A 24,181-nucleotide genomic window follows, 5' to 3' on the forward strand; every position below is an offset into this window, starting at 1 on the left:
GCACTCGGGGCCGACCTGACGCGCTCCGCTTCAGGCGGCGCCGTGGCCCCGGCTGTGCCCGTGGCCGTGCTTCGTCGCGTTGGCGTTGACGAGGTGCAGTTCGTTGCCGTGGCGCACCACCACGGGCTCGTACCCGGCGGGCAGGCCTGCGACGCGGACCCTGCTGAAGCTCGAACCCTTCGCGATCCGGTCCGCCGTGATCAGGACCAGGTCGTTCGCCACGGCCGCGCCCTTGGCGACGCGCACCCGCAGCGTCCCGCCGAACGACGCCGTGCCCTCGACGCGCAGGGCAGGACGGGGTCCGGAGACACTCAGCGACAGTGCGGCGTGCGAGCGCTGCGTCAGGTCGCCGCCGATGCGGATCACCCTCGTGCTGGCCTCGGCGAGCGTGCCCGAGACCGTGGTCACCGACCCCTTGCCCAGGGCAGCAGCGGAGTCCGCGATCAGCGTCCCACCGCGGACGACGGTGTCGCCGGTGTAGCGGTTCGAGCCGGCGAGGGTGAGGGTGCCGGTGCCCCGCTTGGTCAGTGACCCGGTCCCGCCGATGTCGTTGCGCCAGGTGTCGGCGGCGTCCAGTCCCTTCTCGGCGGCGTCCATCGAGACGCTCACCGCGCTGTCGAACGCTCCGTAGCCGGACGCTGCCGAGAAGAGGTCGAGGCGCCCCCACCCTTCCGCGTCGTCCAGCAGGGGGTAGCCCGACGGCAGCGCGGTCGTCCGGAGCACCTCTCGGATCTGGTCGTCGCTGAGGTACGGCAGGCGGGTCCGCAGGAGCGCCTCGGCACCCTTCGGCACCGTGGCGGGGATCGTCTTCGTGCCGGTCCGCGTGAACCCGTACGTCAGACGCCCGCGGTAGTCCTTCTTGTCCGCTGCGTAGTCCGCGTCCCGATCGACAGCGCTCGGGCCGGCAGCGGCGAGGACCTTCTCCGCCTGCTGGTGCGCCTGCTGCTCGAGCTGCGTGTTGGCCGGGTCGTTCAGGACGGCCGCCGCCAGCGCAGTCGCCAGGACCCGTCCGCCCATGACGTCGAGCGGTGAGTGCATCCCCGCGACGATCCGACTGTTGCCGATCTCCGAGCCGTTGGCGAGGAGCTCGGTGTACTTCTCCGGGTACGCGTACGCGAACGCCAGGGAGGCCAGGTAGCCGGCGTTGGTGTGTCCGCTGGGGAACCCGCCGTCGGTGGCGGGCGTCGGGGACTTCTCGGGGACGAGCTGCGGCAGCACCTTGACGTCCTGGCTCTGCCGGTACGGCCTCGCGTACTGGTAGTACTTCTTCGCGTTGCTGGCCGAGGAGTAGTCGCCACGCAGCGTGTTCACCAGCTGGACGACGTCGCCGAGTTCCGAATCGGTGTCCGCCCACGACCCCTTCGCGTTGCCCTGGTCGACGTACTGCTTCGTCGTGGCATCCGCCGGGATCTCGTCGGGGATCGTCGTGCCCGCGTTCGTTGCGGTCCGCACCGCGTCGGACAGGTCACCGAACCCCGCGATGGCCGAGTAGCTCTGGTTCCGTCGGTCGATCAGGTACGCCTCGTGCCCCTGCGCATCCGTCCGGGTCTGCGTGGTCCGCGCTGCCTGCGCGATGTTCGAGTCCAGGATCCGCTGCGCTGCAGCGCTGGTGGCGACCCCGTTGTCCCACGACGATCCCGGGCGCCACAGGGTGCCGAACTGCGACAGCACCCCGGTCGCGGCGTTCGTCTCCGGCGTCGTGCCGGCAGGGGTGTTCGTCTTGTAGGTGTCCACGAAGTACCCGTAGGCCCCTGGACGCGGCGCGGTTCGCGATGTCGCCGCGGACGCTCCCGCCGGAGCGATCAAGGACACGGCGCACGCCACCGCCAGGACCCCCAGCACCGTGCGGGCCCGACGTCTCGGAACAGCGATCAGGAACCGGCGCATGGCGTTCTCTCCACTCGGGGCGTGGTCACACGATTCGGTGACACAGAGCAGCAGCGTGGCGCAGCCCCGTGAACCGGAAGTGGCAGGTGCGTGAACCGCCGCCGTACTCGCTGCTGCCGATCACTGTGCCAACGACGACACTCGACACTCGGACACGCCACAGCCATCGAGTACGAACCACGCTTCATCGCAGCGCCTATCCCCTGATGTTCACGGTGAAACGGCTAACCAGATCGTAGGGCCCGTCAGAGTCAACTGAACGTCCAGCAGTCCTAAGCGGGACGTCCGCGAGCCTGTTCTTGAAACCGCCGACGCGCCTTTGTAACCTGATGACCTCGACTGGGGTGCTGTCGAGGAGGGGCGCCTGGAGCGATCCCGACGACACTAGGGGGTTGGCATGTCAGAAGATGGAGTTGCTCGCGTGGAAGCGGGCGAGCCGCAGACAATCAAGGACGAATGCGGCCTTGCCGACGACGACTCCCTTCCTCTCGTGTCGCTCTTCTGCGTCCACGGCATTGGGATGCAAGCGGATGGACAGACCGCGGGAGAAGTGCGAGAAGCGACTCACCTGGGGCTGACAGCGTTGGGTGGCACACATCGGCCTAGCACTGCCACCCCGGTGCAGGGCATTCCTGCCGCCATCGAGGACGTCGTCACTGTTGCTGGGATGACGCTTCGACTGAGGTACCGGGACGGTTGGTGGGATGAGCGCGCTGTCATGCCGTCTGCGTGGCGAGTGCTCTTGTGGGTGTTCCGCGTGGCCCCCTTCTCGCTTTGGGGGACGGCGACGCTCTGGATGACCGATCTTGCAGCAATCGCAAGTGCTAAGCATGGTCGTCGTGACGGCTTCCCGGTCCCGCTGCTGGCATTCGCGGGCCTCGCGCTCGCGATCGTCGGCGCGCCGACACTGATGCTTATTGGGCTGCCACTTCTCAGCGCCTCGCTAATCCTGCCGCCCACACGACAATTGGCGCAGCGTATTCTCCAGCGGTACATCGGTGACGCTTGGAACTACCGGTCGGATCAGCTGGACGAGGAAGTAATCGGTCCGATGCGTGGCGAGGTCGCTGCGGAACGAGACGCAGCCGATGTTGTCGTGCTGGTTGGTCACTCCCAGGGTGCGGAGATCGCTCGACGCGTTGCCTTGACGGAGTTGGTTGACGGTCACGTGTGGGTCGGTTCGGGTGAAGCGCAATTGGGGATGCTGCGGACGTTGCGCCGGAGCCGGTTGCTGCCGTACCTGCTGTGGCCGTACCTCATCGTTTTCCCCGCCCTGTTCACCTGGTCGTTCACCGCGTCGCTCGAGCTCCTCACCCCGGTATTTACTGCTTTCCTCGAATTGCTGACGCATCCGACCGCGACGACCGCACAAATCGATGAGGTCCTGCGGGCGGCATCAGATGCGCTGTTGGCCGGGGTATGGCCCTCAACGCTGCCGCAGCTCACCCTCGGCGCCGTCACGATCGGCATGGGACTGATGACGGCGAAAGCGGCCCGTCACCCTGCTGACGTGCTGCAGCAGCCAAACGGCGCAGTCCTGGTCGTGAAATCCCTGATCGATCCGGTCTGTTTCGGAACCAGCAACGAGAACGCAGTGGTGCGTTACGTAGCGCTTCCGAAGAAGCGGCACTGGATCCACCAGCACATGCGGTACTTCACCTCCCCGACGACCGGGATCGCGATCCTTGAAAGCCTCTTCGGAACGAATCCGCTCGGGGTCACCCCGAAAGTTCCGACCCTCGGCAAACGAGCGTCGTTCCTGGGTGCATGTGCAGCAGTACTCACTGGCACAGCGACCCTTCTTGTCGGTTTCAGTGAATGGCAGCTGCTGCATCAACTGCATTGATCATGAGGGAGCTCAGCGGCATATTAGTTTCGGCGACAAGCGGATAAGCCCACTCCAGGGTCGATTCTCTAGAAGCTCGCGCATACAAGCTGACGCGGCTGAGCTTCGACCGCGCCTACTCACAACTCCGAGACGATTTCCCTGTCGTCAAGGACTACTTCGACCGGCAGAAAGGTATTAGAGTCCCGGATCGATGTCGACCACACGCGGCGTCTGGGCGGCCCCGCCGTCGACCGCGTCTGGCCCGCTCCGTGAGCTGTAGAAGAACGCGACCCCCGGCGAGCAAGCCGACCGCGTCCGCAGCCAGTCGACGAACGTCCCCGATCGGCAGAAGAACCTTAAGGTTTGCTGCTGGCATAGCGGGCCGACCCGCGCCGGAGCACAGTTCCTCGATGAGTGCCGACACGCGACACGAAACGGCCCCGGAGAAGCAGAAGAGCCCCCGGTCAAAACCGGGGGCTCTTCGTCGTGTTGCTGGCGGTACCGGTGGGATTTGAACCCACGGTGGAGTTGCCCCCACACATGTTTTCGAGACATGATCCTTCGGCCGCTCGGACACGGTACCGGGAAAGAGTTTACACGATCCGGGAGGCCCGTGATGACACCCCTGGTCGGATCGCCCTCCACAGGCGGTCACCTGCAGGGCTCTCCCCACACCCACAGGTCCTCCTCGTCTCCGGCAAGACCGGCGGGCGTACCGTCCACGGCATGAGATCCCGCACGCTCATCGCACTCCTCACCTCCGTCGTCGGCAGCCTCGGCGTCGTCGGCGCCGCAGCCGTCGGTGCCCGCGCCGGCGTGAAGGGCCAACGGGCAGCAGCGCAACGGGTCGTCGACATGCTCCCGATCCACGCCGACTGGTGGCGGGAACGACAGCAGCACGAGGGGCAGCTGCTCTACGTGGCGATCGGTGACTCGGCAGCGCAGGGCGTCGGGGCGACCGCGCCCGGCCGCGGCTACGTGGGGCTGCTCGCGCGGCGCATCCGTCACCGTTCCCACATGTCGGTGCGGGTGGTGAACCTCAGCGTCTCCGGCTCGACCACGTGGGGTGCGAAACGTGATCAGCTGCCGAAGCTCCGGCACTACGCGCCCGACGTCTGCACGGTGTCGATCGGGGCGAACGACATCGCCGACTTCGACCCGGACAAGTTCGAGCGGAACATCCGGGCGATCTACGGCGCGGTGCCGTCGCACGCCGTGGTGGCCGAGCTGCCGTGCATGTTCGTGCCTGACCGGGAACGCAAGGTGGCGGTGGCCAACGAGATCGTGCACCGGGTGGCCGACGAGTTCGGGCTGACGGTGGCGCCGCTGCACACCATCACGAAGCGCGTCGGGGTCCGCCGCACCTTCTTCAACAGCTACGGCGACCTGTTCCACCCGAACGACCGCGGCTACGAGGTCTGGGCGAGCGCCTTCGAGCCGGCGGTCGACGCGCGGGTCGACACGGTGGCGGCGATCCGGCACTACCTGTCCGTGCGCGAGGCCGAGAACCTCGGTCGTGAAGCCGGGGCGGTGGCGAACGCCCGCGCCGAGCAGGACACCGACGGCGCCGAGGCACTCGACCACGCCTCGCGCCAGGGTCCGGGGCCGGTCGAGCGCCTGCGCCACCGGATGACCGGGTCGATCGCGGTGCCCGACGAACGAGACCGGTCGGACGAACCAAGCGGACTAGACGAGCCGGGCGACCACGCCGGTGATGTCGGCCGTACGGCCTAGCCTCGACGACATGGCGCGCCCGCAGTCCCTCTACCGTTGCTCCGAGTGCGGCTGGACCAGCATCAAGTGGGTCGGCCGGTGCGGTGAGTGCCAGACCTGGGGCACCGTCGAAGACAGCTCTGCGGCGTCGGTGAGCACCCGCGGCACGTCGGCGGTCGCCGTCACCGGCGCTCGGGCCGCGCGACCGATCACCGAAGCCCGCGGCACCTCCGTGCAGCGCTGGCAGACCGGCATCGGCGAGTTCGACCGCGTCCTCGGCGGCGGCGTGGTGCCGGGCGCGGCGGTCCTGCTCAGCGGTGAGCCCGGCGTCGGCAAGTCGACCCTGCTACTCGAGGTCGCCTCCCGAGCCGCAGCTTCGGGCAAGCGCGTCCTCTACGTCAGCGCCGAAGAGTCCGTCGACCAGGTCCGACTCCGTGCCGAACGCACCGGCGCCATGCACGACGACCTGTACCTGGCGAGCGAGGTCGACCTCGGCGTCATCATCGGCCAGATCGACCAGGTCCAGCCCGACCTGCTCATCGCCGACTCCGTGCAGACCATCTCGTCGAGCTCGATCGACGGCATCGCGGGTGGCACGTCCCAGGTGCGCGAGGTCGCCTCGACCCTGATCCGCATCGCGAAGGACCGCGCCCTGCCCGTCCTCATCGTCGGCCACGTCACGAAGGACGGCACGATCGCCGGCCCGCGGCTCCTGGAGCACCTGGTCGACGTCGTCTGTCACTTCGAGGGGGACCGGCAGACCGCGCTGCGCTTCGTCCGGGCGCTCAAGAACCGCTTCGGCCCCACCGACGAGGTCGGGTGCTTCGACATGGGCGGCGACGGCATCCACGAGGTCCCCGACCCGAGCGGCCTCTTCATGTCGAAGAACGCCACGCCGGTGTCCGGCACCTGCGTCACCGTCGCACTCGAGGGGCGCCGCGCGCTGCCGGTCGAGGTGCAGGCCCTCATCGTCCCGAGCTCGGCGCCGCAGCCCCGCCGGGTCGTGAACGGTGTCGATGCCTCGCGAGTGGCGATGCTGCTCGCGGTGCTCGAACGCCGCGCCGGCCTCAAGCTGTCCGACGCCGACGTCTACGTGTCCACGGTGGGCGGCATGAAGCTCACGGAGCCCGGCGCCGACCTGGCGATCGCACTGGCCCTCGCGAGCGCCGCACGAGATCGTCCGTACCCGCACACGCTCGCGGCCGTCGGCGAGATCAGCCTCGCCGGCGAGATCCGTCCGGCCACGGGCACGAAGCAGCGTGTGAACGAGGCCACGCGCCTCGGATTCACGACCGTGCTCGGCTCGGACTCCGGGCACCTGCGCGAGGCCCTGCGTGTGGCGTTCTCTATGACGCAGTCGCCGCGCGAACGCGAGCTCGACCGCGCGTTCTGAGGCGCTACGCGCGCAAAGCGGCCAGCAGGTCCGCCGGCGCGGCCTGCATGGTGTGCGGGCCGGCGATGTCGAAGAACACGCCCTCGAGCATGTCGAGGTGGGCGGCCAGGAACTCCTCGAGTCGCGGCCCGTCGTAGACCATGACCTGCCGGATCTTCTCGTCCGGCACCATCGCCGTGTAGGCGTCCGCCGACGAGAACAGCAGCAGGATGCGCTTGTCCGACCCCTCACGGCCGAACACCCGCACCTGCATGTCCTTCTTGCCGGTGACGAGTCGGGGGACGATCACGATGTCGTGGCGGAGCGCGAACGCCACCGCAGCGACGTCCTGCTTCGCGAGGGCTTCCTCGAGCTGTTCGCTCCGGAAGCGCTGTTCCTTGTCTGCCATCAGCTCAATTCCACCAGATTTTCGTCGTTCCGTGACGCACGGGTAGCCAGTCGGCCCAGAGCACGCTAGCCTGATGGAACCGCTTCGGCGGCGCTCAACGTCCGGGCGAGGTGGTTTGCCCCTCAACCCGGGCCCCAGGGTCACTGGCCGACAGGCCTGGCCCCGAACCCGTCCCGCCGGCACCTGCCCGCGTGGCGCATCACCCCCGTCGACGTACGTCGGGGTCTCCGTCGGTGCATCTGCACCTTGGCGGAAGCAAGAAAGCTAAGGAAACGCCATCATGGCATCTACCGGTACCGTCAAGTGGTTCAACAACGAAAAGGGCTTCGGCTTCATCGCCCCGGACGACGGCAGCGCTGACGTCTTCGCGCACTTCTCTGCGATTGCTGGCAACGGCTACAAGTCGCTCGAGGAGAACCAGAAGGTGGAGTTCGACATCACCGAGGGCCGCAAGGGCCCGCAGGCGGAGAACATCACCGTCCTCGGCTGATCACATCAGCTTGAACAGGCCCCGTCGTCTTCGGACGACGGGGCCTGTTGCTGTTTCCGGCGCCCTGCTCGGCATCTCGCACAACCAAAGTCACGCCGAACCACGCGCGCACCTGGCGCGAATGCACTTCGGTTGTGCGGAACGGATCGGAACCGCGAACCGCGAACCGCGAACCCGCCGCCGCCGCCGCCGCCTACTGCAGGATGAACTGCACCGAGCTCTTCGACTCGAGGTTCCCGACGGCGACCTGCAGGTGGTAGCTCGCGCCTCCCGCGGTGACCGCCGGCCGTGACGAGTCGCACGTCGACGTGGACGAGCGGGTCCGGTCCCAGGCGATCGCCGGGGTCGTGAGCGTCTGACCCGACTTGATCGTGACGTCCTGGTTCGTGCCGCCGGTCTGGCAGTCCTTCGACGACCAGTACTGCTCCTGGCCCGAACTGATGGTCAGCACCTGCTGCGCCGATCCGAGGTCCAGGTGGCAGGAGTTCGTGCCGGAGTTCTTGATCGACATCGCGATCTTCGGGTCCTCGGTGGGGCCGTAGGCCGACTTGTCGAGCACCGGGGTCAGGACGATCTGGTCCTTCGTGCAGGTCGAACCGTCGGCAGCTGCGGGCTTCGACGCAGAAGCCGACGCGGAAGCCGACGGCTTCGGCGCAGCAGACCGCGAGGACCCGGAACCGGACCCAGAACCGGCAGACGATGCATCGGCACCAGACCCAGCAGAGGCCGACGCACTCGGCGCCGCCGACGTGGCTCCGCTCCCTCGCCCGACGACGATGAGCACCACGACCAGGACGACGACCAGCAGCGCCCCGAGCACGAGCGCCCGGCGGCGCCAGTAGACGACCGGCTTCTCGGGCCCGACGGGGTGACGCAACGACGACATGCGCACAGGGTAGACAACGGCGCGGGCCGCACACGGCCACCCCGCCGGGCGGCACGAGAAAGCGTCAGAGGTTCTTCAGCATGCGGGTGTTGCCGAGGGTGTTCGGCTTGACCCGGGCGAGGTCGAGGAACTCGGCGACCCCTTCGTCCGACGAGCGGACCAGTTCGGCGTAGACGTCCGGTGACACGACGCTCTCGCCGATCTCCAGGTACCCGTGCTTCGCGAAGAAGTCGACCTCGAAGGTCAGGCAGAAGATCCGGGCGACGCCGAGTTCGCGGGCGTCGTGCTCGAGCGCTTCGAGCATCCGGTGCCCGACGCGCTTGTGGATCCACTGCTCGTCGAGGGCGAGCGTGCGCACCTCGGCGATGTCGTCCCAGAACACCGCGAGCGCGCCGCACCCGATGGGCGTGCCGTCGGGCCCCTCGGCGATCCGGAACTGCTGGATCGAGCCGTACAGGGCGACGTTCTCCTTGCCGAGCAGGATGCGCCGGTCGACGTAGGGGGCGATGAGCCGCTGGATGTGCGGGACGTCCGAGGCGAGCGCCGGACGCACGAGGATCCCGTGGTCGTCGCGCTCGTGGAACGCGTGCTTGCCGTGCTCTGTCATCCGCCCCACACTACTGCGCAGCGACGGACGGACCCGCATCCGCCGAAGCCGCAGGGGGACAGCGCTGCTGAGTGCCGCCCAGGTCGATCGGCCTACCGTCCGGTGCATGCCTCAGATCATCGAAACCGTCGACGTCAACGTCCCCGTCCGCCAGGCCTACGACCAGTGGACCCGTTTCGAGGAGTTCCCGCACTTCCTCGACGAGGTCGAGAAGATCGTCCAGGTGGACGACAAGACCACAGACTGGACCGTGAAGATCGCCGGCCAGGAGCGCGAGTTCCGGGCCCTCATCACGGAGCAGCACCCCGACGAGCGTGTCGCCTGGACCGTGAAGGACGGCGAGACCGACCACGCCGGGGTCGTCACCTTCCACAAGCTCTCCGACGCCGAGACCCGTGTCACCGTGCAGATCGACTGGGAGCCCTCCGGCATCCTCGAGAAGCTCGGCTCGGTCGTGGGCGTCGGCGGCCACGCCGTCAAGAAGGACCTGCAGAACTACAAGGAGCGCGTCGAGAACGCACCGACCCAGCCGGGCTGGCGCGGCGACGTGCAGGCGTAGTCCGCACCACACGACGGACGGGAGGCGCGGTGCCAGCTGGCACCGCGCCTCCCGTTCGTTCGTCCCCCGTTCGGCATCCCCCCATCGAAATGCCGACCTGACGAGCGAGCGCGAGCCTGGCAGAGTGGTGACACCGGCCGACGCGCTGGATCAGTTTTATCATGTCTGAGACAGATGTGAGAGTGGGGACACGTGATCGAGTACAACGACGACGACGCACACCGTCGGGAACTGTCGCGCAAACTGCAGCTCCTGATGGACGTCGTCGAGGCCAACTCGGGCCAGCGACCCCCGTACAAGGAGATCGCCGCCGAGATCGAGACGCAGGGTGCGTCGATGAGTCGACCGCGCTGGGGTTACATGCTCGGCGGCAACGGTCCGGCCGTCCGAGACCAGCGACTCCTGGCTGCCCTGGCGACCTACTTCGGCGTCCCGGCGGAGTACCTGACTGACGCAGCCGGCAACACGGACGTGCCGGAGCGGGTGCAGGCGCAGCTGGAGCTCGTGCTCGAACTCCGCAAGCGCGAGGTCGTCGCGTTCGCCACCCGGCGTCTGGGCGAGTTCGCCTCGGCGGACGAGATCCGCGACTTCACCGACCACCTGCGTCGCCTGGACGAATCGGGCGGCACCCCGTGAGCGGGTACCGCGACCGCTTCGGCGCCCTGCGTCGGCAGACCGAGGCCCGTCGCCGCGTGCAGCGCCTCGGGCTCCCCCGTCGGCTGTCCCTGCCGGAGCTGACCGCCCGTGCCGAGGCGGCGCTCGGCAAACCGATCCACGTGCGCACCACGGAGCTGCCGGGCGACCTGTCCGCGCGGCTCATCCAGCGCACCGACCACGCCCTGCTCGAGACCCGCCCCGGGCTGTCCGAGCGCTCCCGGGTGGCGTGCGTGCTGCACGAACTCGCCCACGTGTTCATGGACGACACCGGCTGCGACCACCAGGCGTACACGGGGCTGCTCAGCGGCCGGACGGCGTTCACCCGCTCGCTGGACACCCCGCACGAACAGGCCGTCGAGCTCGTCGCCGACCAGCTCGCGCTGCGGATCGGGCTGCTCGACCCCGAGGGCCAGCCCGGGATCTTCCGGTGACGCGGTGACGCTGCACGTCTGGGGGTCGATCCCGGTCTGGCTGATCCTGGCGGTGCTGGTCGCCCGGCTGCTCCTGGTGCGCACCCAGTCGGCCAGTGTCACGTGGCTGATGGTCTGCTGCAGCTGCGTCGCCGTCGGGCTCACGATCAACCAGCCCGACGTCACGACGTTCCTCGCCGGTGTGACGCACGTGCCGAACATCGCCGACCTGATCGGCCGCTGCCTGATGGTGTGCGGCATGTTCGCCCTCGCGCAGTCGGTCGAGGCCGCCGCACGCTCCGCCAAGCTCCTGCGCGCCAGCCGCATCATCGGCTGCGTGCTCGTGCTCGTCGCCCTCGTCGTGCTGTTCAGCTGCATCGACGCACCGACGCCCACGGCGCAGTTCATGGTGGCCTACGGCGACCAGCTGCCGACCGCGCTCTACTCGGCGGTCGAGATGACCTACATCGCCATCGTGATCGCCCGGTCGGCCGTCGCCGTGCTGCGCGGGTTCCGGAGCGGCGACGGGCTCGGCCGCCTGTACTGGCTCTTCGTCGTCGGTGCCGCCGGCCTCGTGCTGCTCGCCGGCATCGCGATCGCCCTCGACGCCGTGCACGTCGCCGGCGCGGACGGTGCGGTCGGGGTCCTGTCGACGCTCTACACGCCGGTGTTCCTCGGCTCCATGGTCCTGCTCGCCATCGGCGCGGCCGGCGGCGTCCTGCCCGACGCCGCACGGGAGTTCCGCGACTGGCGGGCCGCCCGACGCCGGTTCCGCGTGCTCGAACCGGAACTCCGGCGGCTCGAGACGGCATCGGGCAACACCGGGCTCTACTTCACGATCGTGTGGCAGCGTCGCCAGTGGCGGAGTCGGCAGCACCGACTGTCCGTCGAGATCGAAGACCGCGCGCGCGAGGCCGGGCAAGCAGTGCCGGCCGCTGCGACGCTCACCACGGCACGACTCAGGGAGATCACATGACCGGCGCACGCATCACGGCACTCGGCACCGCGGCAGGAGCGGTCGGCACGCTCGGACTCGGCGCCTTCGTCGCACGGCGGCTGCTGTTCCCGACGCCGTACACGGCGACCGCCACGGTCCGCAGCGCCACGGACACCGAGGTCGAGCTGACCGCAACCCGCGACACCCGCCTGCCGGGCACCTACGACCTGCAGCGTGACGGCACCCGGGTGCAGGTCGGCACGATCACCACCGCGAGCACGGCGACCGGGGCCCGCAGCGACGGCGACACCGTCCGCCGCAGCGTCACCGTCCCTGTGGCGACCGGTCAGTGGGCCTGGGACGCCCTGCGGTACGACGGACCGGACGACGTGCCCGGCACCGAGCCCGAGGGCGCCACGACCCACGTGGTCCACGTGCACGGGCAGTCCCTCGGCCCGCGCCAGGTCCTGCGCGGTGTCGGAGTGTGGCGTTCACTCGGCGCCTCGTCCGAGGTCGTCGACACCACCGACCTGCCGCTCCGCTCCCTCGACACCGGTGCAGCGGACCGCATCGTCGCCGCCGTCCGCGCCGCCCGGGCCAGCGGCGCTCAGCGCGTCGTGCTGCAGGGCTGGTCCGCCGGTGCGCTCGCCTGCTCCGTCGCCGCCGCACGTGTCGACGTCGACGGCCTCGTGGCGGTCTCGCCCCTGCTCGACGTCGCCTCGGCACTCCGCGGGGCCGTCCGGGGCGCGCACCTGCCCTCGTTCGTCGGCACCGTCGCCGCCCGCATCGCGACCACGAACGTGCTGTCGCGGCTCGCCGGGGCCCCGACTCCCGTCACGACGACCACCTGGCAGGACTCGTCGACGCCGACGCTGCTGATCCACTCCGAGGCCGACGCCCTGGTCGCGGCCGACGACGTCGCCGACGCCGCGCGGCAGGGCGCCACCACGGTCACGTTCCGCACGGCACCGCACACGCTCGAGTGGAACGAGGACCCGGAGCGCTGGGAGCGCGCCGTCCGCGACTTCGCCGCACAGCTGCCCGACGCCGCCTGACACGGCGGGCGCCCGCCCGCACGGACGACCGACACCGTCCCCGAACGTGCAACGGCCCCGGTCTGCGAACAGACCGGGGCCGGCTGCGTCTCGATCCGTTGGGGGGAACCGATCGAGCGCGACGCGCGAGGAGTTGGGGGGAACGTCTCGCGCGTTGTCATCACAGTACCCCCGGACGGGGGTCCGTGGCCGCAAGGACGCGCAGTTCGGCGATGCGGGATCTGAATGCGACCCGAGAACGGACAGGAGGCCCGGTGCCAGCTGGCACCGAGCCTCCTGTCCGTGGGGTGTCAGGTCCTAGGACTCGATCTCGCCCTGGGGCGTGTCGGTCGCGGCCTCGACCGCGGCTGCACCGGCGAGGACCTCTTCGCGGCCCGGCTGACGCCCGGTCTCGAAGTGGAACGCACCGTCGACGAAGTCGACCTTCACGTGGTCGCCGGCGTTGAGCTCACCCTGCAGGATGTGCTCGGACAGCTGGTCCTCGACCTCGTGCTGCATCGCGCGACGCAGGGGCCGTGCACCGAGGGACGGGTCGAACCCGACCTTGATGAGCTGCTCCTTGGCCGGCAGCGTGAGCTCGACGGTCATGTCGCGGTCGAGCAGGCGGTCGGCCAGACGCTTCACGAACAGGTCCACGATCTGCAGCAGCTCGGGCTGCGACAGCTGCGGGAACACGATCGTGTCGTCGACACGGTTCAGGAACTCGGGCTTGAAGTGCTTCTTGAGCTCCTCGTTGACCTTGCCGCGCATGCGGTCGTAGCCGACGGCCGAGTCACCCTCGACCTGGAAGCCCACCGGGCCACCGGCGATGCCCTGCGAACCGAGGTTCGTGGTCATGATGATGACGGTGTTCTTGAAGTCGACCACGCGGCCCTGACCGTCGGTGAGACGGCCTTCCTCGAGCACCTGCAGCAGCGAGTTGAAGATGTCCGGGTGGGCCTTCTCGATCTCGTCGAACAGGACCACGGAGAACGGCTTGCGGCGCACCTTCTCGGTGAGCTGGCCGCCCTCCTCGAACCCGACGAACCCGGGAGGGGCGCCGAACAGGCGGGACACGGTGTGCTTCTCACCGAACTCCGACATGTCGAGGGAGATCAGCGCACCCTCGTCGTCGAACAGGAACTCGGCGAGGGCCTTGGCGAGCTCGGTCTTCCCGACGCCCGTGGGGCCGGCGAAGATGAACGAGCCGGAGGGACGGTTCGGGTCCTTCAGGCCGGCACGGGTACGGCGGATGGTCTTGGACAGGGCCGAGATGGCCTCTTCCTGACCGATGACGCGCTCGTGCAGTGCCTTCTCCATGAAGACGAGACGCGAGGTCTCCTCTTCGGTGAGCTTGAACACCGGGATGCCCGTGGCCTGGGCCAGGACCTCGGCGATGATGCCCTCGTCGACGGTGCCGGACGCGGCGACGTCACCCGCACGCCACTGCTTCTCGAGGCGGAGACGCTCGCCGAGGAGCTTCTTCTCCTCGTCGCGCAGGCTCGCGGCCTTCTCGAAGTCCTGCTCCTCGATGGCGGCTTCCTTCGACCCGCGGACCGTCGAGATCTTCTCGTCGAACTCACGGAGCTCCGGCGGTGCCGACAGGATCGACAGACGCAGGCGAGCGCCGGCCTCGTCGATCAGGTCGATGGCCTTGTCCGGCAGGAAGCGGTCCTGCACGTAGCGGTCCGCAAGGTTCGCCGCGGCGACGATCGCGCCGTCGGTGATGGACACCTTGTGGAACGCCTCGTACTTATCGCGCAGACCCTTGAGGATGTTGATCGCGTGGGGCAGCGACGGCTCGTTGACCTGCACCGGCTGGAAGCGACGCTCGAGTGCGGCGTCCTTCTCGAAGTGCTTGCGGTACTCGTCGAGCGTGGTCGCACCGATGGTCTGGAGCTCACCGCGGGCGAGGAGCGGCTTCAGGATCGAGGCCGCATCGATCGCGCCCTCGGCTGCACCGGCACCGACGAGCGTGTGGATCTCGTCGATGAAGACGATGATGTCGCCGCGGGTGCGGATCTCCTTCGTGACCTTCTTCAGGCGCTCCTCGAAGTCACCGCGGTAGCGGGACCCGGCGATGAGCGACCCGAGGTCGAGCGAGTAGAGCTGCTTGTCCTTCAGCGTCTCGGGCACGTCGCCCTTGACGATCGCCTGGGCGAGGCCCTCGACGACGGCGGTCTTGCCGACGCCGGGCTCACCGATCAGGACGGGGTTGTTCTTGGAGCGGCGGGAGAGGATCTGCATGACCCGCTCCATCTCCTTCTCGCGCCCGATGACGGGGTCGAGCTTGCCGTCGCGCGCAGCCTGGGTGAGGTTCCGACCGAACTGGTCGAGGACCTGCGAACCCTGCTGCGCGTTCTGCTGCTGCTCGCCGCCGACGGCGACCGCTTCCTTGCCCTGGTAGCCGGACAGGAGCTGGATGACCTGCTGGCGCACCCGGTTCAGGTCGGCGCCGAGCTTCACGAGGACCTGGGCTGCGACACCCTCGCCCTCGCGGATCAGGCCGAGCAGGATGTGCTCCGTGCCGATGTAGTTGTGGCCGAGCTGCAGCGCCTCGCGCAGGGACAGCTCGAGCACCTTCTTGGCGCGCGGCGTGAACGGGATGTGCCCGGTCGGCTGCTGCTGGCCCTGCCCGATGATGTCCTGGACCTGCTCGCGCACGGCGTCGAGCGAGATGCCCAGCGACTCCAGCGCCTTGGCGGCGACGCCCTCGCCCTCGTGGATGAGGCCGAGGAGGATGTGCTCGGTGCCGATGTAGTTGTGGTTGAGCATCTTCGCTTCTTCTTGAGCGAGGACGACAACACGACGGGCCCGGTCGGTGAATCTCTCGAACATGTGCTCTCCCTTGGCCCCTGATGAGCGGAGCCGACGCTGTGCCGGTCTCGTGTGAGTCCGGCCAAGTACTTCGAGAGTAACCAGCGCTCCCCCCGGGGGCTGCCCCTGTTCGCCGTGGGCGTGACCAGGGTGCGTCTTGTGCGCAGTGAGCGAACGACGAGACGGACTGGAGGGCCGTGGCGATCCCGCCACGGGCCTCCAGTCCGCTTGTCGGTCGCGCTGGGTCAGGCGCGCCGCACCGCGCGACGCAGGTCACGTCGGAAGCGGCGCGCGTCGACGCCCAGGGCGTCGAGGACGTCGTGCGCCGATCCGGCGAGCGGATCGTCGACCGAGTCGAGCACGGCGAGGACGACGTGCGGTGGCCGGATGCGCTCCGAACGGCCGGCGATCGTCGCGGCGCGGGCGAGCACGCGCATCGCGCCGGGCGTGCACGCGACCCGGTCGTGTTCGCCGGGGCAGGTGGTGTGGGCGCCGACGAAGGCGCGGATGCCGGAGCGGACGGTGTCCGGGGAGATCCGGTGGGCGTCGAGGACGGGGCGGAAGCGGGGCATGCCGGCGCAGAGCGTGACGGCGGCCAGCAGCAGGTGTTCGGCGTCGACGAAGCCGAAGCCGGACTCGTGGGATTCGAGGTCGGCGAGCAGCACGATCTCGCGGCCGTGCCGGACGGAGGGGAGGGCGACGGAGAGTTGAGCGGTCTGCATGTATTCAGAATATCGCATGCCTCTCCGAAGGGACAGCCCGCATCGGAGGTCCGCTCGGTACGATCCGCTCATGGAGCAGCCCGTCGTCGGCCTCGTCGTCCACCCGACCAAGAACGTGCAGGAGTCCGTGTCGACCCTGCAGCGCTGGAACGCGTCCGGCCAGGGCGAGCTGCTCGCCCGGCGTGCGGATGCCCAGCGCATCGGCGGCGGCGTCGACGTGGTGGACGACGACGACTTCACCGACCGTGTCGACCTGGTCGTGGCCCTCGGTGGCGACGGCACCATGCTCGGCGCGATGCGGCTCGTGGCGAAGCGCCCGGTGCCCGTCCTCGGCGTGAACTACGGCAACGTCGGGTTCCTGGTCGAGATCGAGCCGCCCGAGCTCGAGAGTGCTCTGGAGCGGCTGTCCGCCGGCGAGTACCAGCTCGAACCGCACCACGCGCTCGAGGCCCGGTTGTCCTGGGGTGGTGCCCGCACCGACTACCTGGCGTTCAACGACCTGACGATCGTGCGACGGCCGGGCTCCGGGCAGGTGTCGGCCGACCTCAGCGTCGGGGGCCTCGGGTACGGGTACTACCGGGCCGACGCCATCGTGGCCGCCACCCCGGCCGGCTCCACCGCGTACAACTACGCCGCCGGTGGACCGGTGCTCTCCCCCGCGCTGTCCGGCTCCGTGGTGACGCCGGTCGCGCCGATGGCCGGGATCGACCGCTCGGTGGTGCTCGCCGCGCGGGAGCGCTACCGGTTCGACATCGCCGAGGGCACCAGGAGCGCCGCGCTCGAGGTCGACGGGCTCGTGGTCGGCGAGGTGGCCACCGGGGCGCAGATCGACATGCGGCTCCGCAAGGACGCCGGCAGCGTGGTGCGGCTCGACGCCGAGCGGCACGGGCGCACCGGACGCGTGAAGCTCAGCCTGCTCGACCTGCCGGTGCGGCCCGACCAGCTGGTCGAGCTCATCCCGAGTGACCTGCGGCAGAAGCTCCGGCGCGAGATCGACGACTGACGCCGCGTCGGCACTGGCCGTGGCCGCGGGTCCGGCCTGGCCTGGCCTGGCCCTGACCCCGGGAACGTGAATGGCCCGCTCGAGCAGTGCTCGAGCGGGCCGTCCCATCACCCCACCGGATCGTCTTCCCACAGAACGACCCGGTTTCCCCGCGCCGGTACGGGTGAACGTGCCGGCCGAAGTCCACTGACCTAGTCGGTCAGGTACAGCTGCATGTCCTGCGAGACCGCCTTGGCGAACAGACGCAGCTTGGCGCGCGACTCCACCCGGCTGACGGCCTGGCGGGTCGTGTGCACGATCTTCGAGATCTCGTCGAGGGTCATCGGCTTGTCGTCGTCCAGGCCGTAGCGCATGCGGATGACGTTCGCCTCGTCGCTGGGCAGCTCGGCGACGATGGAGCGGATGTCGCGGTGCAGCAGCGTCGTCTCGGTGAGCTCGTTCGGGCTCGCGGCGTCCTCGTCCTCGATGAAGTCACCGAGTTCGCTGTCGTCGGAGTCGCCGACCACGGTGTGGATCGAGACCGGCTCGTGCGAGCGGCCCTTGAGGTCGACGAGTTCCTCGACGCTCATGCTCAGCTCGGCGGCCACTTCCTCCGGCATCGGCGCACGGCCGAGGTCGACGGTCAGGTCACGCTCGGTGCGCGAGATCTTGTTGATGAGCTCGACGGTGTGCACCGGGATGCGGATCGTGCGTGCCTTGTCGGCGAGACCACGCGAGATGGCCTGGCGGATCCACCAGGTGGCGTAGGTCGAGAACTTGTAGCCCTGCGTGAAGTCGAACTTCTCGACCGCACGGACCAGGCCGAGGTTGCCTTCCTGGATGACGTCCATGAAGGGCAAGCCACGCTGCGAGTACCGCTTGGCGATGCTCACGACGAGGCGGAGGTTCGAGGTGATCATGCGCTCCTTGGCGCGCTCACCGTCACGGACGAGCCAGCGCAGTTCACGCTGCAGGGTCTTCGCGAGACCCTTCTCGGTGGCGAGCTTCTCTTCGGCGAAGAGCCCGACCTCGATGCGGCGTGCGATCTGCGCTTCTTCCTCGGCGGTGAGGAGCGAGAGACGGCCGATGTGACGGAGGTAGTCGCCGACCTGGTCGACCGAGGCGCCGCGGACACCGGCGAGCTGCTCGTCGGCCTCGACCTCGGTGTCGAGGGAGGTGGTGGCGGACTCGGCGGTCGCGGTCTTCGATGCCGATGCCTTCTTGGTGGCGGTGCGGCGGGTGGTGCTGGGTGCAGCCGTTGCGATCGTCATGGTGTTTCTCCCTGCGTTCGACGGTGATGGCTTCGTGGGGCGTTGCCGGGGGGTGCTGATGAGTAAAGCGGCCCGGAGGTGTACCCCACAAATCGTTCGGAGCGATTCTCAGGGTTCTCCGTGCTTCGTCATCGAAAGCGTCCCCCGCGGGGTACAGCCCACCGACAGTCTGGTCCCCCATCCGGCCCCGGATCAAGCCGTCAGCGCCGTGTTTCCGGCGTTGCAGGCGTGTTTCACCAGCGTTTCCAACCCTGTACCCCGAGCGACTGCGTACTCCGGACATGCAAAAGGGGTACGTCCGACCGGATCAGTGCGATCTGGTCGTCGTACCCCGAATACCGAATGGGTGGGGGTCACCAGGAGGGTTCGAGCCACCCGTCCCGGCGCTTGGAGACCTCGAGGTCTGCGTCTCGGTCGAACTCGTCGTACTCGCTCTCGATGTCACCGACGAGGCTGCGGCCCGTGAAGGGATGTGCGGTGGTTGCCATGCGGACGATGCTCACCCCGGCACGCGTCGGCGAGGTGAACGGTGTGTGACGGTCCGTCGGCGCTCAGACGTCGAGGTCGTCGACGTCACCCTCGTCGTCGAGGGGTCCGTCATCGCTGCCGACGGGCGAGACGGACGCCCCGGACGCCGGGTGTCCGAAGGCGTCCTCCACGTCGAGGTCGTCGAGGTCATCGACGCCTGGAGCGGACTCCGGGATGGTGGGCATGCGCGACAGGATCACACCGCGCGGTGAACACGGGGTGAAGTGGATCGGGCGCGGGCGGCTACTCGGCCGACGTCGGAGCCGGCGCGGGGCGACCGTGCTCACGCTCGAAGCGGGCGCGTTCCTCGGCCTCGACCTTTGCGTACGCGGCACGCTCGGTCCGGTCGGCACGCATGATCGCGCGCATCACGAACCAGAAGATCAGGCCGACGACGATGGTCGGCGTCAGGGCGAAGACGATCCCGCTTACGACTCCTTCAGGCACCCGAGCATCGTACCCCGGTGGACCGGGAGCTACTTGACCAGCGGGAACAGGATCGTCTCGCGGATGCCCAGGCCCGTGATCGCCATGAGCAGGCGGTCGATCCCCATGCCCATGCCGCCCGACGGGGGCATCGCGTGCTCCAGGGCCCGCAGGAAGTCCTCGTCGACGCGCATCGCCTCGAGGTCACCACCGGCCGCGAGCTTCGCCTGCTCGACGAACCGCTCCCGCTGCACGACCGGGTCGACGAGCTCGGAGTACGCCGTGCCGAGCTCGAAGCCGCGGACGTAGAGGTCCCACTTCTCGACGACGCCCGGACGGGTGCGGTGCTGCCGGGTGAGCGGCGAGGTGTCGACCGGGAAGTTCATCACGAAGGTCGGACGGTCGAGCGAGTCGATGACGAAGTGCTCCCAGAGCTCCTCGACGTACTTGCCGTGCGTGGCGTGGGCGACCTCGACACCCTCGGCCTCGGCGAGCGCCTGCAGCTCGGACAGCGGGGTCTCCGGGCTGATCTCGCGCCCCGCGGCCTCGGACAGCGAGCCGTACATGTCGATGCGGGGCCACTCGCCACCCAGGTCGTAGGTGCTGCCGTCGGGCAGGGTGACCTCGAGCGCACCACCGGTGACCGCGCGGGTCGCGTTCTGCACGAGCTCCTGCGTCAGGTCGGCCATCTGCTCGTAGTTGCCGTACGCCTGGTACGCCTCGACCATCGCGAACTCGGGCGAGTGCGACGAGTCGGCACCCTCGTTCCGGAAGTTGCGGTTGATCTCGAACACCCGGTCGATGCCGCCGACGACGGCGCGCTTCAGGAACAGCTCGGGTGCGATGCGCAGGAACAGCTCGGTGTCGAAGGCGTTCGAGTGCGTCACGAACGGTCGTGCCGAGGCGCCGCCGTGCTGGGTCTGCAGCATCGGGGTCTCGACCTCGAGGTACTCGTGCGCGGTGAAGGTCTGGCGGAGCGAGGCCATCACGGCGGCGCGGGCACGCACGGTGGCGCGGGCCTCGTCGCGGACGATGAGGTCGAGGTAGCGCTGGCGGACCCGCGTCTCCTCGTTGAGTTCGTTGTGCAGGTTCGGCAGCGGCAGGATCGCCTTCGCCGCGATCGCCCAGTCGTCGACCATGATCGACAGCTCGCCGCGGCGCGAGGAGATCACACGGCCGTGCACGAACACGTGGTCGCCCAGGTCGACGAACTCCTTCCAGCGGGCGAGGGACTCGTCCCCCACCTCGGCCAGGGAGACCATCGCCTGGATGCGCGAGCCGTCGCCGGACTGCAGCGACGCGAAGCAGAGCTTGCCGGTGTTGCGCGAGAACACCACACGACCCGCGATGCCCACGACGTCCTGGGTCTCCTCGCCGGTCTCCAGGTGCGCGTACTGCTCGCGCACGGCCGGGATCGTCGTGGTGATGGGGAGCTCGGCGGGGTACGCCTCGATGCCCGACTCCAGCAGCTTCGCCCGCTTGTCGAGCCGGACCTGTCGCTGCTCGCTGGTCTCCTGCTCGGCCAGTGCGGCGGCGTCGGCGATCGCGGTGTCGGGGGTGACGGTCTCGTCGGTCATGCGGGTGCGGCTCCGATGGTCGTGGGGGTCGGGGGAAATGCTACCCGCGCCGCGGTCCCGCCCCCGAACCGCTAGAGCGTCGACTGCCCGTCGGCGGCGGTGAGCGCGTTGTCGACGGCGGAGCGGACGAGCGCACCGAGGACACGACCCGGGTGTTCGACGCCGATGCCGGACAGGGTGCCCGCCGACTGGTCGACGATCGCGGTCGAGAAGCTCACGGCCGCCCGCACCGCATCGGCGTAGGCGGGCCGGTCCGCCTCGGCGACGACGAACGGTTCGGCGCCCATCTCGACCACGAGCGCCTGGGCGATCGGCAGCACGGGCGCCGGGGCGGTCACCGCGCAGTACGCGTCGCGCAGCCGGGACAGGTCGACGCTCGTGCCCGTGAAGGCCATCGCGGGGTGGATCGCCAACGGGATGGCACCGGCCGCCATCGCCGGGGCGAGGATGCCGACGCCGTGGTCCGGGCTGGTGTGGACGACGAGCTGCCCCGGCTGCCAGATCCCGGCGTCCGCCAGACCCTGCACGAGCGAGGCGAGCTGGTCGTCCGGCACCGCGAGCAGCACGAGTTCGCTCCGCTCCACCAGGTCCGGCGTCGCGAGCACCGGGGCGCCGGGCAGCATCGCCTCGGCGCGGTCACGGCCCTCGTCGGACACGGCGGTCACCCCGACGACGACGTGCTCCGCGTTCGCCAGGGCTGCTCCGAGGACGGGTCCGACCCGTCCGGCGCCGACGATGCCGACCCCGAGACGCCCGGCCCTCATCGTGCGGCTCCGGTCGGTGGGACGTCGTCCCAGCCGGTAGGGACGGCACCGGACCGGTGTTCCGCCGGCTGCCCGGCAGGGGCTCCGGACCCGGGCACGGTGCCGGCCGCAGGGTGCGTGGCGGCCGCGGGACGGGCCTCCCGTTCGCGCCAGCGGTGCGTCGTGTCGACCGCGGCCGCCTCGACGGCACGCTGCGTCGTCTCCGCCCACAGGCGCTGCGCGTCCCGCGCGTCGAGCGCGCCGACGCGGGCCGAGACCGGGCCGGCCACGGTGTGGACGTGGACGGCTGCGAGCCGCAGGGCACGCTCGAGCGGGCCCTGCTCGACCTTGACGCTCTGCACCCGGGGCAGCGGCACGATGACGAGCGAGCGCCACACGGCACCGAGCCGCAGCAGCACCGCACCCTGCACGAACCGGTAGCCGTTGCGCCGGAACGCGAACGGACGGAGCCAGGCGCCACGGCGTGGGGAGTGCACGAAGCCGCCGCGGTCGCCCGAGGTGGTGAGGCTGTCGTCGACGACGTCCACGGCTTCTGCAGCCCCTTCGCGCAGGGCTTCCTGCGAGGCCTCGGGGCCCGCGACCACGGTGCCGACGAGCCCGGGCAGGATGATGTCGAGGACCTCGCGGACGTCCGCCGTGGTGCCCACGGGCAGCACGATCGAGGACACCTGCTGGTTGCTCGACGCCCCGTTGCCGGCGCTCGTCGCACGGTTGATGCGGATGTCCCACCAGCCGAAGGGGCGCCACAGCAGCGGCTGGGCGACGCTGACGGCGTGGATGCGGCCGGGCGGCAGCGTCTCGTTCGACGTCGAGACCAGCCCGAAGCCGATCCGGATGCCGTCGCGGGTCTCGGCGATCGTGTACTGCAGCGAACGGGAGAACTTGCGGACGTAGTAACCACCGGCACCGAGGACGGCGGGGAACAGTCCGAACAGCAGGCCGTACTCACCGGTGACGACGACGCTGACGATCATGCCGGCGATGACGAGCACCAGGAACAGCGTCGTGCCGGACAGCAGCATCGACGCGATGAGGCGACCCGGGCGCACCTTGACGATGCGGGTCGCGTGCACGGCTGCCGGGTCCAGCTCCGGCGAGAACATCTCGTCGACGCGGTCCTGCAGTGCTCCGTGCGACTGCCGCGACGGACCGCCGTGGCCGTCGTCGTCCTTCGCGCCGGACGCCAGCACCAGGATCCGCTGCCGCAGGTCGTCGGCGGCGCGGGCCCCGAGGTAGGCGAGCTGCACGTTGGCGTCGTTGCCGGCCTGCGCGATCTCGAGCTTGGCGGTGCCGAACACCCGGGGCACGAGCGGCCGCTGGATGTTGATGCCCTGGATCCGGTCGAGCCGGGCCTTGCGGTGGTTCCGGAACAGCACGCCCGAGCGCACCTCGACGATCTCGCCGGTGACGCGGAACTCGTGCATGCGCCAGGACAGGTAGAACAGGCCGATCAGCACCAGGAGCAGCACCACGATGCCGAGCAGGACCCAGCCGACGACGCCGTGCTCGTACACGTACCGGACCGGGTCACCGTCCTCCTGCTGCTCGCCCGGGATGAAGAACTCGACGAGCTGGTCCCGCAGGCTGTTCAGCACGTAGCCGAGGATGACGATGAGGAAGATCCCGCCCTTGAGCAGCGGGGTGAGCGGGTGCAGGCGGTGCCACTCGCCGTCGGTCAGGGGCGCCGCGGCGGCCGCGTTGCCCCGGCTGGGCGGCGCGGGCGGAGCGGGTGGCGGGGTGCCCGGTCGGAAGGTCACGGACGACCCCTACAGACCGGCGCGACGGGACTCGGCGAGCTCGACGAGGCGGTCGCGCAGCTCGTCGGCGTCCGCGGCAGGGACACCCGGGATCCGCACGTTCGTCGCGGCCGCGGCGGTGACGAACTTCAGCTCGCTCATGCCGAGCGCCCGGTCGAGCGGGCCCCGGGCGACGTCGACGAGCTGCATCCGGCCGTACGGGACCGCCGTGAAGCGCTGCCACATGAGGCCACGGCGCACGACCAGGTCGTCGTCGCGGAGCGCGTAGCCGATGGCCCGGACCCGTCGGGGCGTGAGCGCGGCGGTGATCGCCGTGGTGACCGCGACGACGATGCCGATGGACAGCCAGACCGTGCCGGCCCCGGAACCGAAGCCGTCGGTGACGATCCCGATGAGCACGCAGCCCGCGGTGAGCACGACACCGATCACGAGCGTGGTGATGAGTTCGGTCCACACGAGCTTCGCGGACACCCGCTGCCAGGCGATCCCACCGAGGCCGAGGCCGGGCTCGTCGAGTCGTTCACGCGGCATCGCGGGCCTCCTGGGGT

General features: G+C 69.5%; 24 protein-coding genes and 1 tRNA gene. 10 read left to right on the plus strand and 15 right to left on the minus strand.

Annotated features, from left to right (window positions below; all coding sequences use genetic code 11):
* Positions 1–30 precede the first annotated feature (30 nt).
* A complete protein-coding gene (locus QRN49_RS05875) occupies positions 31–1,734 on the minus strand; it encodes an acid phosphatase (RefSeq protein ID WP_284754414.1) in 1,704 nt (567 codons plus the stop codon).
* Positions 1,735–2,284: 550 nt separating this feature from the next.
* On the opposite strand from QRN49_RS05875, the gene QRN49_RS05880 reads away from it, so the two are divergent.
* Positions 2,285–3,733 carry a hypothetical protein gene (locus QRN49_RS05880; protein WP_284754416.1) on the plus strand — a complete coding sequence of 483 codons (1,449 nt, stop codon included), beginning with the start codon at positions 2,285–2,287 and terminating at the stop codon, positions 3,731–3,733.
* Between the two features lie 475 nt (positions 3,734–4,208).
* On the opposite strand, the gene QRN49_RS05885 is transcribed toward QRN49_RS05880, so the two are convergent.
* Positions 4,209–4,298: transfer RNA gene (locus QRN49_RS05885), tRNA-Ser, on the minus strand.
* Positions 4,299–4,441: 143 nt separating this feature from the next.
* Here QRN49_RS05885 and QRN49_RS05890 point away from each other — a divergent pair.
* Both QRN49_RS05890 and radA read left to right on the plus strand, forming a co-directional pair.
* Positions 4,442–5,449 (plus strand): SGNH/GDSL hydrolase family protein, encoded by a 1,008-nt coding sequence (locus QRN49_RS05890; RefSeq protein WP_284754419.1) that lies wholly within the window; start codon positions 4,442–4,444, stop codon positions 5,447–5,449.
* Positions 5,450–5,459: 10 nt separating this feature from the next.
* Entirely contained in the window at positions 5,460–6,821 is a 1,362-nt protein-coding gene (radA, locus tag QRN49_RS05895) for a DNA repair protein RadA (RefSeq protein ID WP_284754421.1), read from the plus strand.
* A 4-nt stretch (positions 6,822–6,825) separates the two neighbouring features.
* On the opposite strand, the gene QRN49_RS05900 is transcribed toward radA, so the two are convergent.
* Positions 6,826–7,209, minus strand: a complete 384-nt coding sequence (locus QRN49_RS05900; protein WP_017887661.1) for an SseB family protein — start codon at positions 7,207–7,209, stop codon at positions 6,826–6,828.
* Between the two features lie 280 nt (positions 7,210–7,489).
* Between QRN49_RS05900 and cspE the strand changes: the two genes are divergently transcribed.
* On the plus strand, positions 7,490–7,699 hold the full coding sequence (gene cspE, locus QRN49_RS05905; RefSeq protein ID WP_017887662.1) for a transcription antiterminator/RNA stability regulator CspE: 210 nt from the start codon (positions 7,490–7,492) through the stop codon (positions 7,697–7,699).
* A gap of 193 nt (positions 7,700–7,892) precedes the next feature.
* On the opposite strand, the gene QRN49_RS05910 is transcribed toward cspE, so the two are convergent.
* Together QRN49_RS05910 and QRN49_RS05915 are read right to left on the minus strand one after the other, a co-directional pair.
* Complete coding sequence (locus tag QRN49_RS05910) at positions 7,893–8,585, minus strand: hypothetical protein (RefSeq protein ID WP_111024021.1); 693 nt, start codon at positions 8,583–8,585, stop codon at positions 7,893–7,895.
* A gap of 64 nt (positions 8,586–8,649) precedes the next feature.
* On the minus strand, positions 8,650–9,192 hold the full coding sequence (locus QRN49_RS05915) for an amino-acid N-acetyltransferase (protein ID WP_071245253.1): 543 nt from the start codon (positions 9,190–9,192) through the stop codon (positions 8,650–8,652).
* Positions 9,193–9,298: 106 nt separating this feature from the next.
* On the opposite strand from QRN49_RS05915, the gene QRN49_RS05920 reads away from it, so the two are divergent.
* The 5 genes from QRN49_RS05920 to QRN49_RS05940 all read left to right on the plus strand — a co-directional run bounded on the left by QRN49_RS05920 (position 9,299) and on the right by QRN49_RS05940 (position 12,810).
* Complete coding sequence (locus QRN49_RS05920) at positions 9,299–9,751, plus strand: SRPBCC family protein (RefSeq protein WP_071245255.1); 453 nt, start codon at positions 9,299–9,301, stop codon at positions 9,749–9,751.
* 192 nt (positions 9,752–9,943) lie between these two features.
* Positions 9,944–10,387 carry a hypothetical protein gene (locus QRN49_RS05925; RefSeq protein ID WP_111054751.1) on the plus strand — a complete coding sequence of 148 codons (444 nt, stop codon included), beginning with the start codon at positions 9,944–9,946 and terminating at the stop codon, positions 10,385–10,387.
* On the plus strand, positions 10,384–10,839 hold the full coding sequence (locus QRN49_RS05930) for a hypothetical protein (RefSeq protein WP_284754438.1): 456 nt from the start codon (positions 10,384–10,386) through the stop codon (positions 10,837–10,839). Before QRN49_RS05925 ends, QRN49_RS05930 begins: the two co-directional genes overlap by 4 nt.
* A 4-nt stretch (positions 10,840–10,843) precedes the next feature.
* Positions 10,844–11,794 carry a hypothetical protein gene (locus QRN49_RS05935; protein ID WP_284754439.1) on the plus strand — a complete coding sequence of 317 codons (951 nt, stop codon included), beginning with the start codon at positions 10,844–10,846 and terminating at the stop codon, positions 11,792–11,794.
* A complete protein-coding gene (locus QRN49_RS05940) occupies positions 11,791–12,810 on the plus strand; it encodes an alpha/beta fold hydrolase (protein WP_284754442.1) in 1,020 nt (339 codons plus the stop codon). The genes QRN49_RS05935 and QRN49_RS05940 overlap by 4 nt, the downstream gene beginning before the upstream one ends.
* A gap of 297 nt (positions 12,811–13,107) precedes the next feature.
* On the opposite strand, the gene QRN49_RS05945 is transcribed toward QRN49_RS05940, so the two are convergent.
* Positions 13,108–15,627, minus strand: a complete 2,520-nt coding sequence (locus QRN49_RS05945) for an ATP-dependent Clp protease ATP-binding subunit (RefSeq protein WP_027467068.1) — start codon at positions 15,625–15,627, stop codon at positions 13,108–13,110.
* A gap of 224 nt (positions 15,628–15,851) precedes the next feature.
* Positions 15,852–16,328, minus strand: a complete 477-nt coding sequence (locus QRN49_RS05950; protein ID WP_284754445.1) for a Clp protease N-terminal domain-containing protein — start codon at positions 16,326–16,328, stop codon at positions 15,852–15,854.
* A gap of 70 nt (positions 16,329–16,398) precedes the next feature.
* Between QRN49_RS05950 and QRN49_RS05955 the strand changes: the two genes are divergently transcribed.
* Entirely contained in the window at positions 16,399–17,331 is a 933-nt protein-coding gene (locus tag QRN49_RS05955) for an NAD(+)/NADH kinase (RefSeq protein WP_284754447.1), read from the plus strand.
* 191 nt (positions 17,332–17,522) lie between these two features.
* Here QRN49_RS05955 and QRN49_RS05960 read toward each other — a convergent pair whose 3' ends face one another.
* From QRN49_RS05960 to QRN49_RS05995, 8 genes are all read right to left on the minus strand, one after another.
* Positions 17,523–18,581: a sigma-70 family RNA polymerase sigma factor gene (locus QRN49_RS05960; protein WP_035809350.1), complete on the minus strand. Its 1,059-nt coding sequence runs from the start codon at positions 18,579–18,581 to the stop codon at positions 17,523–17,525.
* A gap of 353 nt (positions 18,582–18,934) precedes the next feature.
* A complete protein-coding gene (locus QRN49_RS05965) occupies positions 18,935–19,069 on the minus strand; it encodes a hypothetical protein (protein WP_258320880.1) in 135 nt (44 codons plus the stop codon).
* A 63-nt stretch (positions 19,070–19,132) separates the two neighbouring features.
* Positions 19,133–19,294, minus strand: coding sequence for a hypothetical protein (locus QRN49_RS05970; RefSeq protein ID WP_209049177.1), 162 nt, complete (start codon positions 19,292–19,294; stop codon positions 19,133–19,135).
* A gap of 58 nt (positions 19,295–19,352) precedes the next feature.
* Positions 19,353–19,556, minus strand: a complete 204-nt coding sequence (locus QRN49_RS05975) for a hypothetical protein (protein WP_071245264.1) — start codon at positions 19,554–19,556, stop codon at positions 19,353–19,355.
* 29 nt (positions 19,557–19,585) lie between these two features.
* Positions 19,586–21,112 carry a lysine--tRNA ligase gene (gene lysS, locus QRN49_RS05980; protein WP_110863567.1) on the minus strand — a complete coding sequence of 509 codons (1,527 nt, stop codon included), beginning with the start codon at positions 21,110–21,112 and terminating at the stop codon, positions 19,586–19,588.
* Positions 21,113–21,183: 71 nt separating this feature from the next.
* Positions 21,184–21,876 (minus strand): Rossmann-like and DUF2520 domain-containing protein, encoded by a 693-nt coding sequence (locus tag QRN49_RS05985; RefSeq protein WP_284754459.1) that lies wholly within the window; start codon positions 21,874–21,876, stop codon positions 21,184–21,186.
* The gene (locus QRN49_RS05990) at positions 21,873–23,633 is read right to left on the minus strand and encodes a PH domain-containing protein (RefSeq protein ID WP_284754461.1); all 1,761 of its coding nucleotides are present in this window, start codon (positions 23,631–23,633) and stop codon (positions 21,873–21,875) included. The genes QRN49_RS05985 and QRN49_RS05990 overlap by 4 nt, the downstream gene beginning before the upstream one ends.
* A gap of 9 nt (positions 23,634–23,642) precedes the next feature.
* A complete protein-coding gene (locus tag QRN49_RS05995; RefSeq protein WP_110863569.1) occupies positions 23,643–24,164 on the minus strand; it encodes a PH domain-containing protein in 522 nt (173 codons plus the stop codon).
* Between the last annotated feature and the right edge of the window lie 17 nt (positions 24,165–24,181).

This window comes from Curtobacterium sp. ME-Dv--P-122a (assembly GCF_030209645.1).
In the GTDB taxonomy this organism is placed as follows: Bacteria; Actinomycetota; Actinomycetes; order Actinomycetales; family Microbacteriaceae; genus Curtobacterium; species Curtobacterium flaccumfaciens.

What these genes read in the sequence shown, in the direction of transcription:
- QRN49_RS05940 (WP_284754442.1), top strand. Translation starts at nt 11,791, where the DNA reads ATGACCGGCGCACGCATCACGGCACTCGGCACCGCGGCAGGAGCGGTC.
- QRN49_RS05970 (WP_209049177.1), bottom strand. Translation starts at nt 19,294, where the DNA reads ATGCCCACCATCCCGGAGTCCGCTCCAGGCGTCGATGACCTCGACGAC.
- QRN49_RS05910 (WP_111024021.1), bottom strand. Translation starts at nt 8,585, where the DNA reads ATGTCGTCGTTGCGTCACCCCGTCGGGCCCGAGAAGCCGGTCGTCTAC.
- QRN49_RS05945 (WP_027467068.1), bottom strand. Translation starts at nt 15,627, where the DNA reads ATGTTCGAGAGATTCACCGACCGGGCCCGTCGTGTTGTCGTCCTCGCT.
- QRN49_RS05995 (WP_110863569.1), bottom strand. Translation starts at nt 24,164, where the DNA reads ATGCCGCGTGAACGACTCGACGAGCCCGGCCTCGGCCTCGGTGGGATC.
- lysS (WP_110863567.1), bottom strand. Translation starts at nt 21,112, where the DNA reads ATGACCGACGAGACCGTCACCCCCGACACCGCGATCGCCGACGCCGCC.
- QRN49_RS05960 (WP_035809350.1), bottom strand. Translation starts at nt 18,581, where the DNA reads ATGACGATCGCAACGGCTGCACCCAGCACCACCCGCCGCACCGCCACC.
- QRN49_RS05965 (WP_258320880.1), bottom strand. Translation starts at nt 19,069, where the DNA reads ATGGCAACCACCGCACATCCCTTCACGGGCCGCAGCCTCGTCGGTGAC.
- QRN49_RS05985 (WP_284754459.1), bottom strand. Translation starts at nt 21,876, where the DNA reads ATGAGGGCCGGGCGTCTCGGGGTCGGCATCGTCGGCGCCGGACGGGTC.
- QRN49_RS05950 (WP_284754445.1), bottom strand. Translation starts at nt 16,328, where the DNA reads ATGCAGACCGCTCAACTCTCCGTCGCCCTCCCCTCCGTCCGGCACGGC.
- QRN49_RS05915 (WP_071245253.1), bottom strand. Translation starts at nt 9,192, where the DNA reads ATGACAGAGCACGGCAAGCACGCGTTCCACGAGCGCGACGACCACGGG.
- QRN49_RS05880 (WP_284754416.1), top strand. Translation starts at nt 2,285, where the DNA reads ATGTCAGAAGATGGAGTTGCTCGCGTGGAAGCGGGCGAGCCGCAGACA.
- radA (WP_284754421.1), top strand. Translation starts at nt 5,460, where the DNA reads ATGGCGCGCCCGCAGTCCCTCTACCGTTGCTCCGAGTGCGGCTGGACC.
- QRN49_RS05920 (WP_071245255.1), top strand. Translation starts at nt 9,299, where the DNA reads ATGCCTCAGATCATCGAAACCGTCGACGTCAACGTCCCCGTCCGCCAG.
- QRN49_RS05900 (WP_017887661.1), bottom strand. Translation starts at nt 7,209, where the DNA reads ATGGCAGACAAGGAACAGCGCTTCCGGAGCGAACAGCTCGAGGAAGCC.
- cspE (WP_017887662.1), top strand. Translation starts at nt 7,490, where the DNA reads ATGGCATCTACCGGTACCGTCAAGTGGTTCAACAACGAAAAGGGCTTC.
- QRN49_RS05955 (WP_284754447.1), top strand. Translation starts at nt 16,399, where the DNA reads ATGGAGCAGCCCGTCGTCGGCCTCGTCGTCCACCCGACCAAGAACGTG.
- QRN49_RS05890 (WP_284754419.1), top strand. Translation starts at nt 4,442, where the DNA reads ATGAGATCCCGCACGCTCATCGCACTCCTCACCTCCGTCGTCGGCAGC.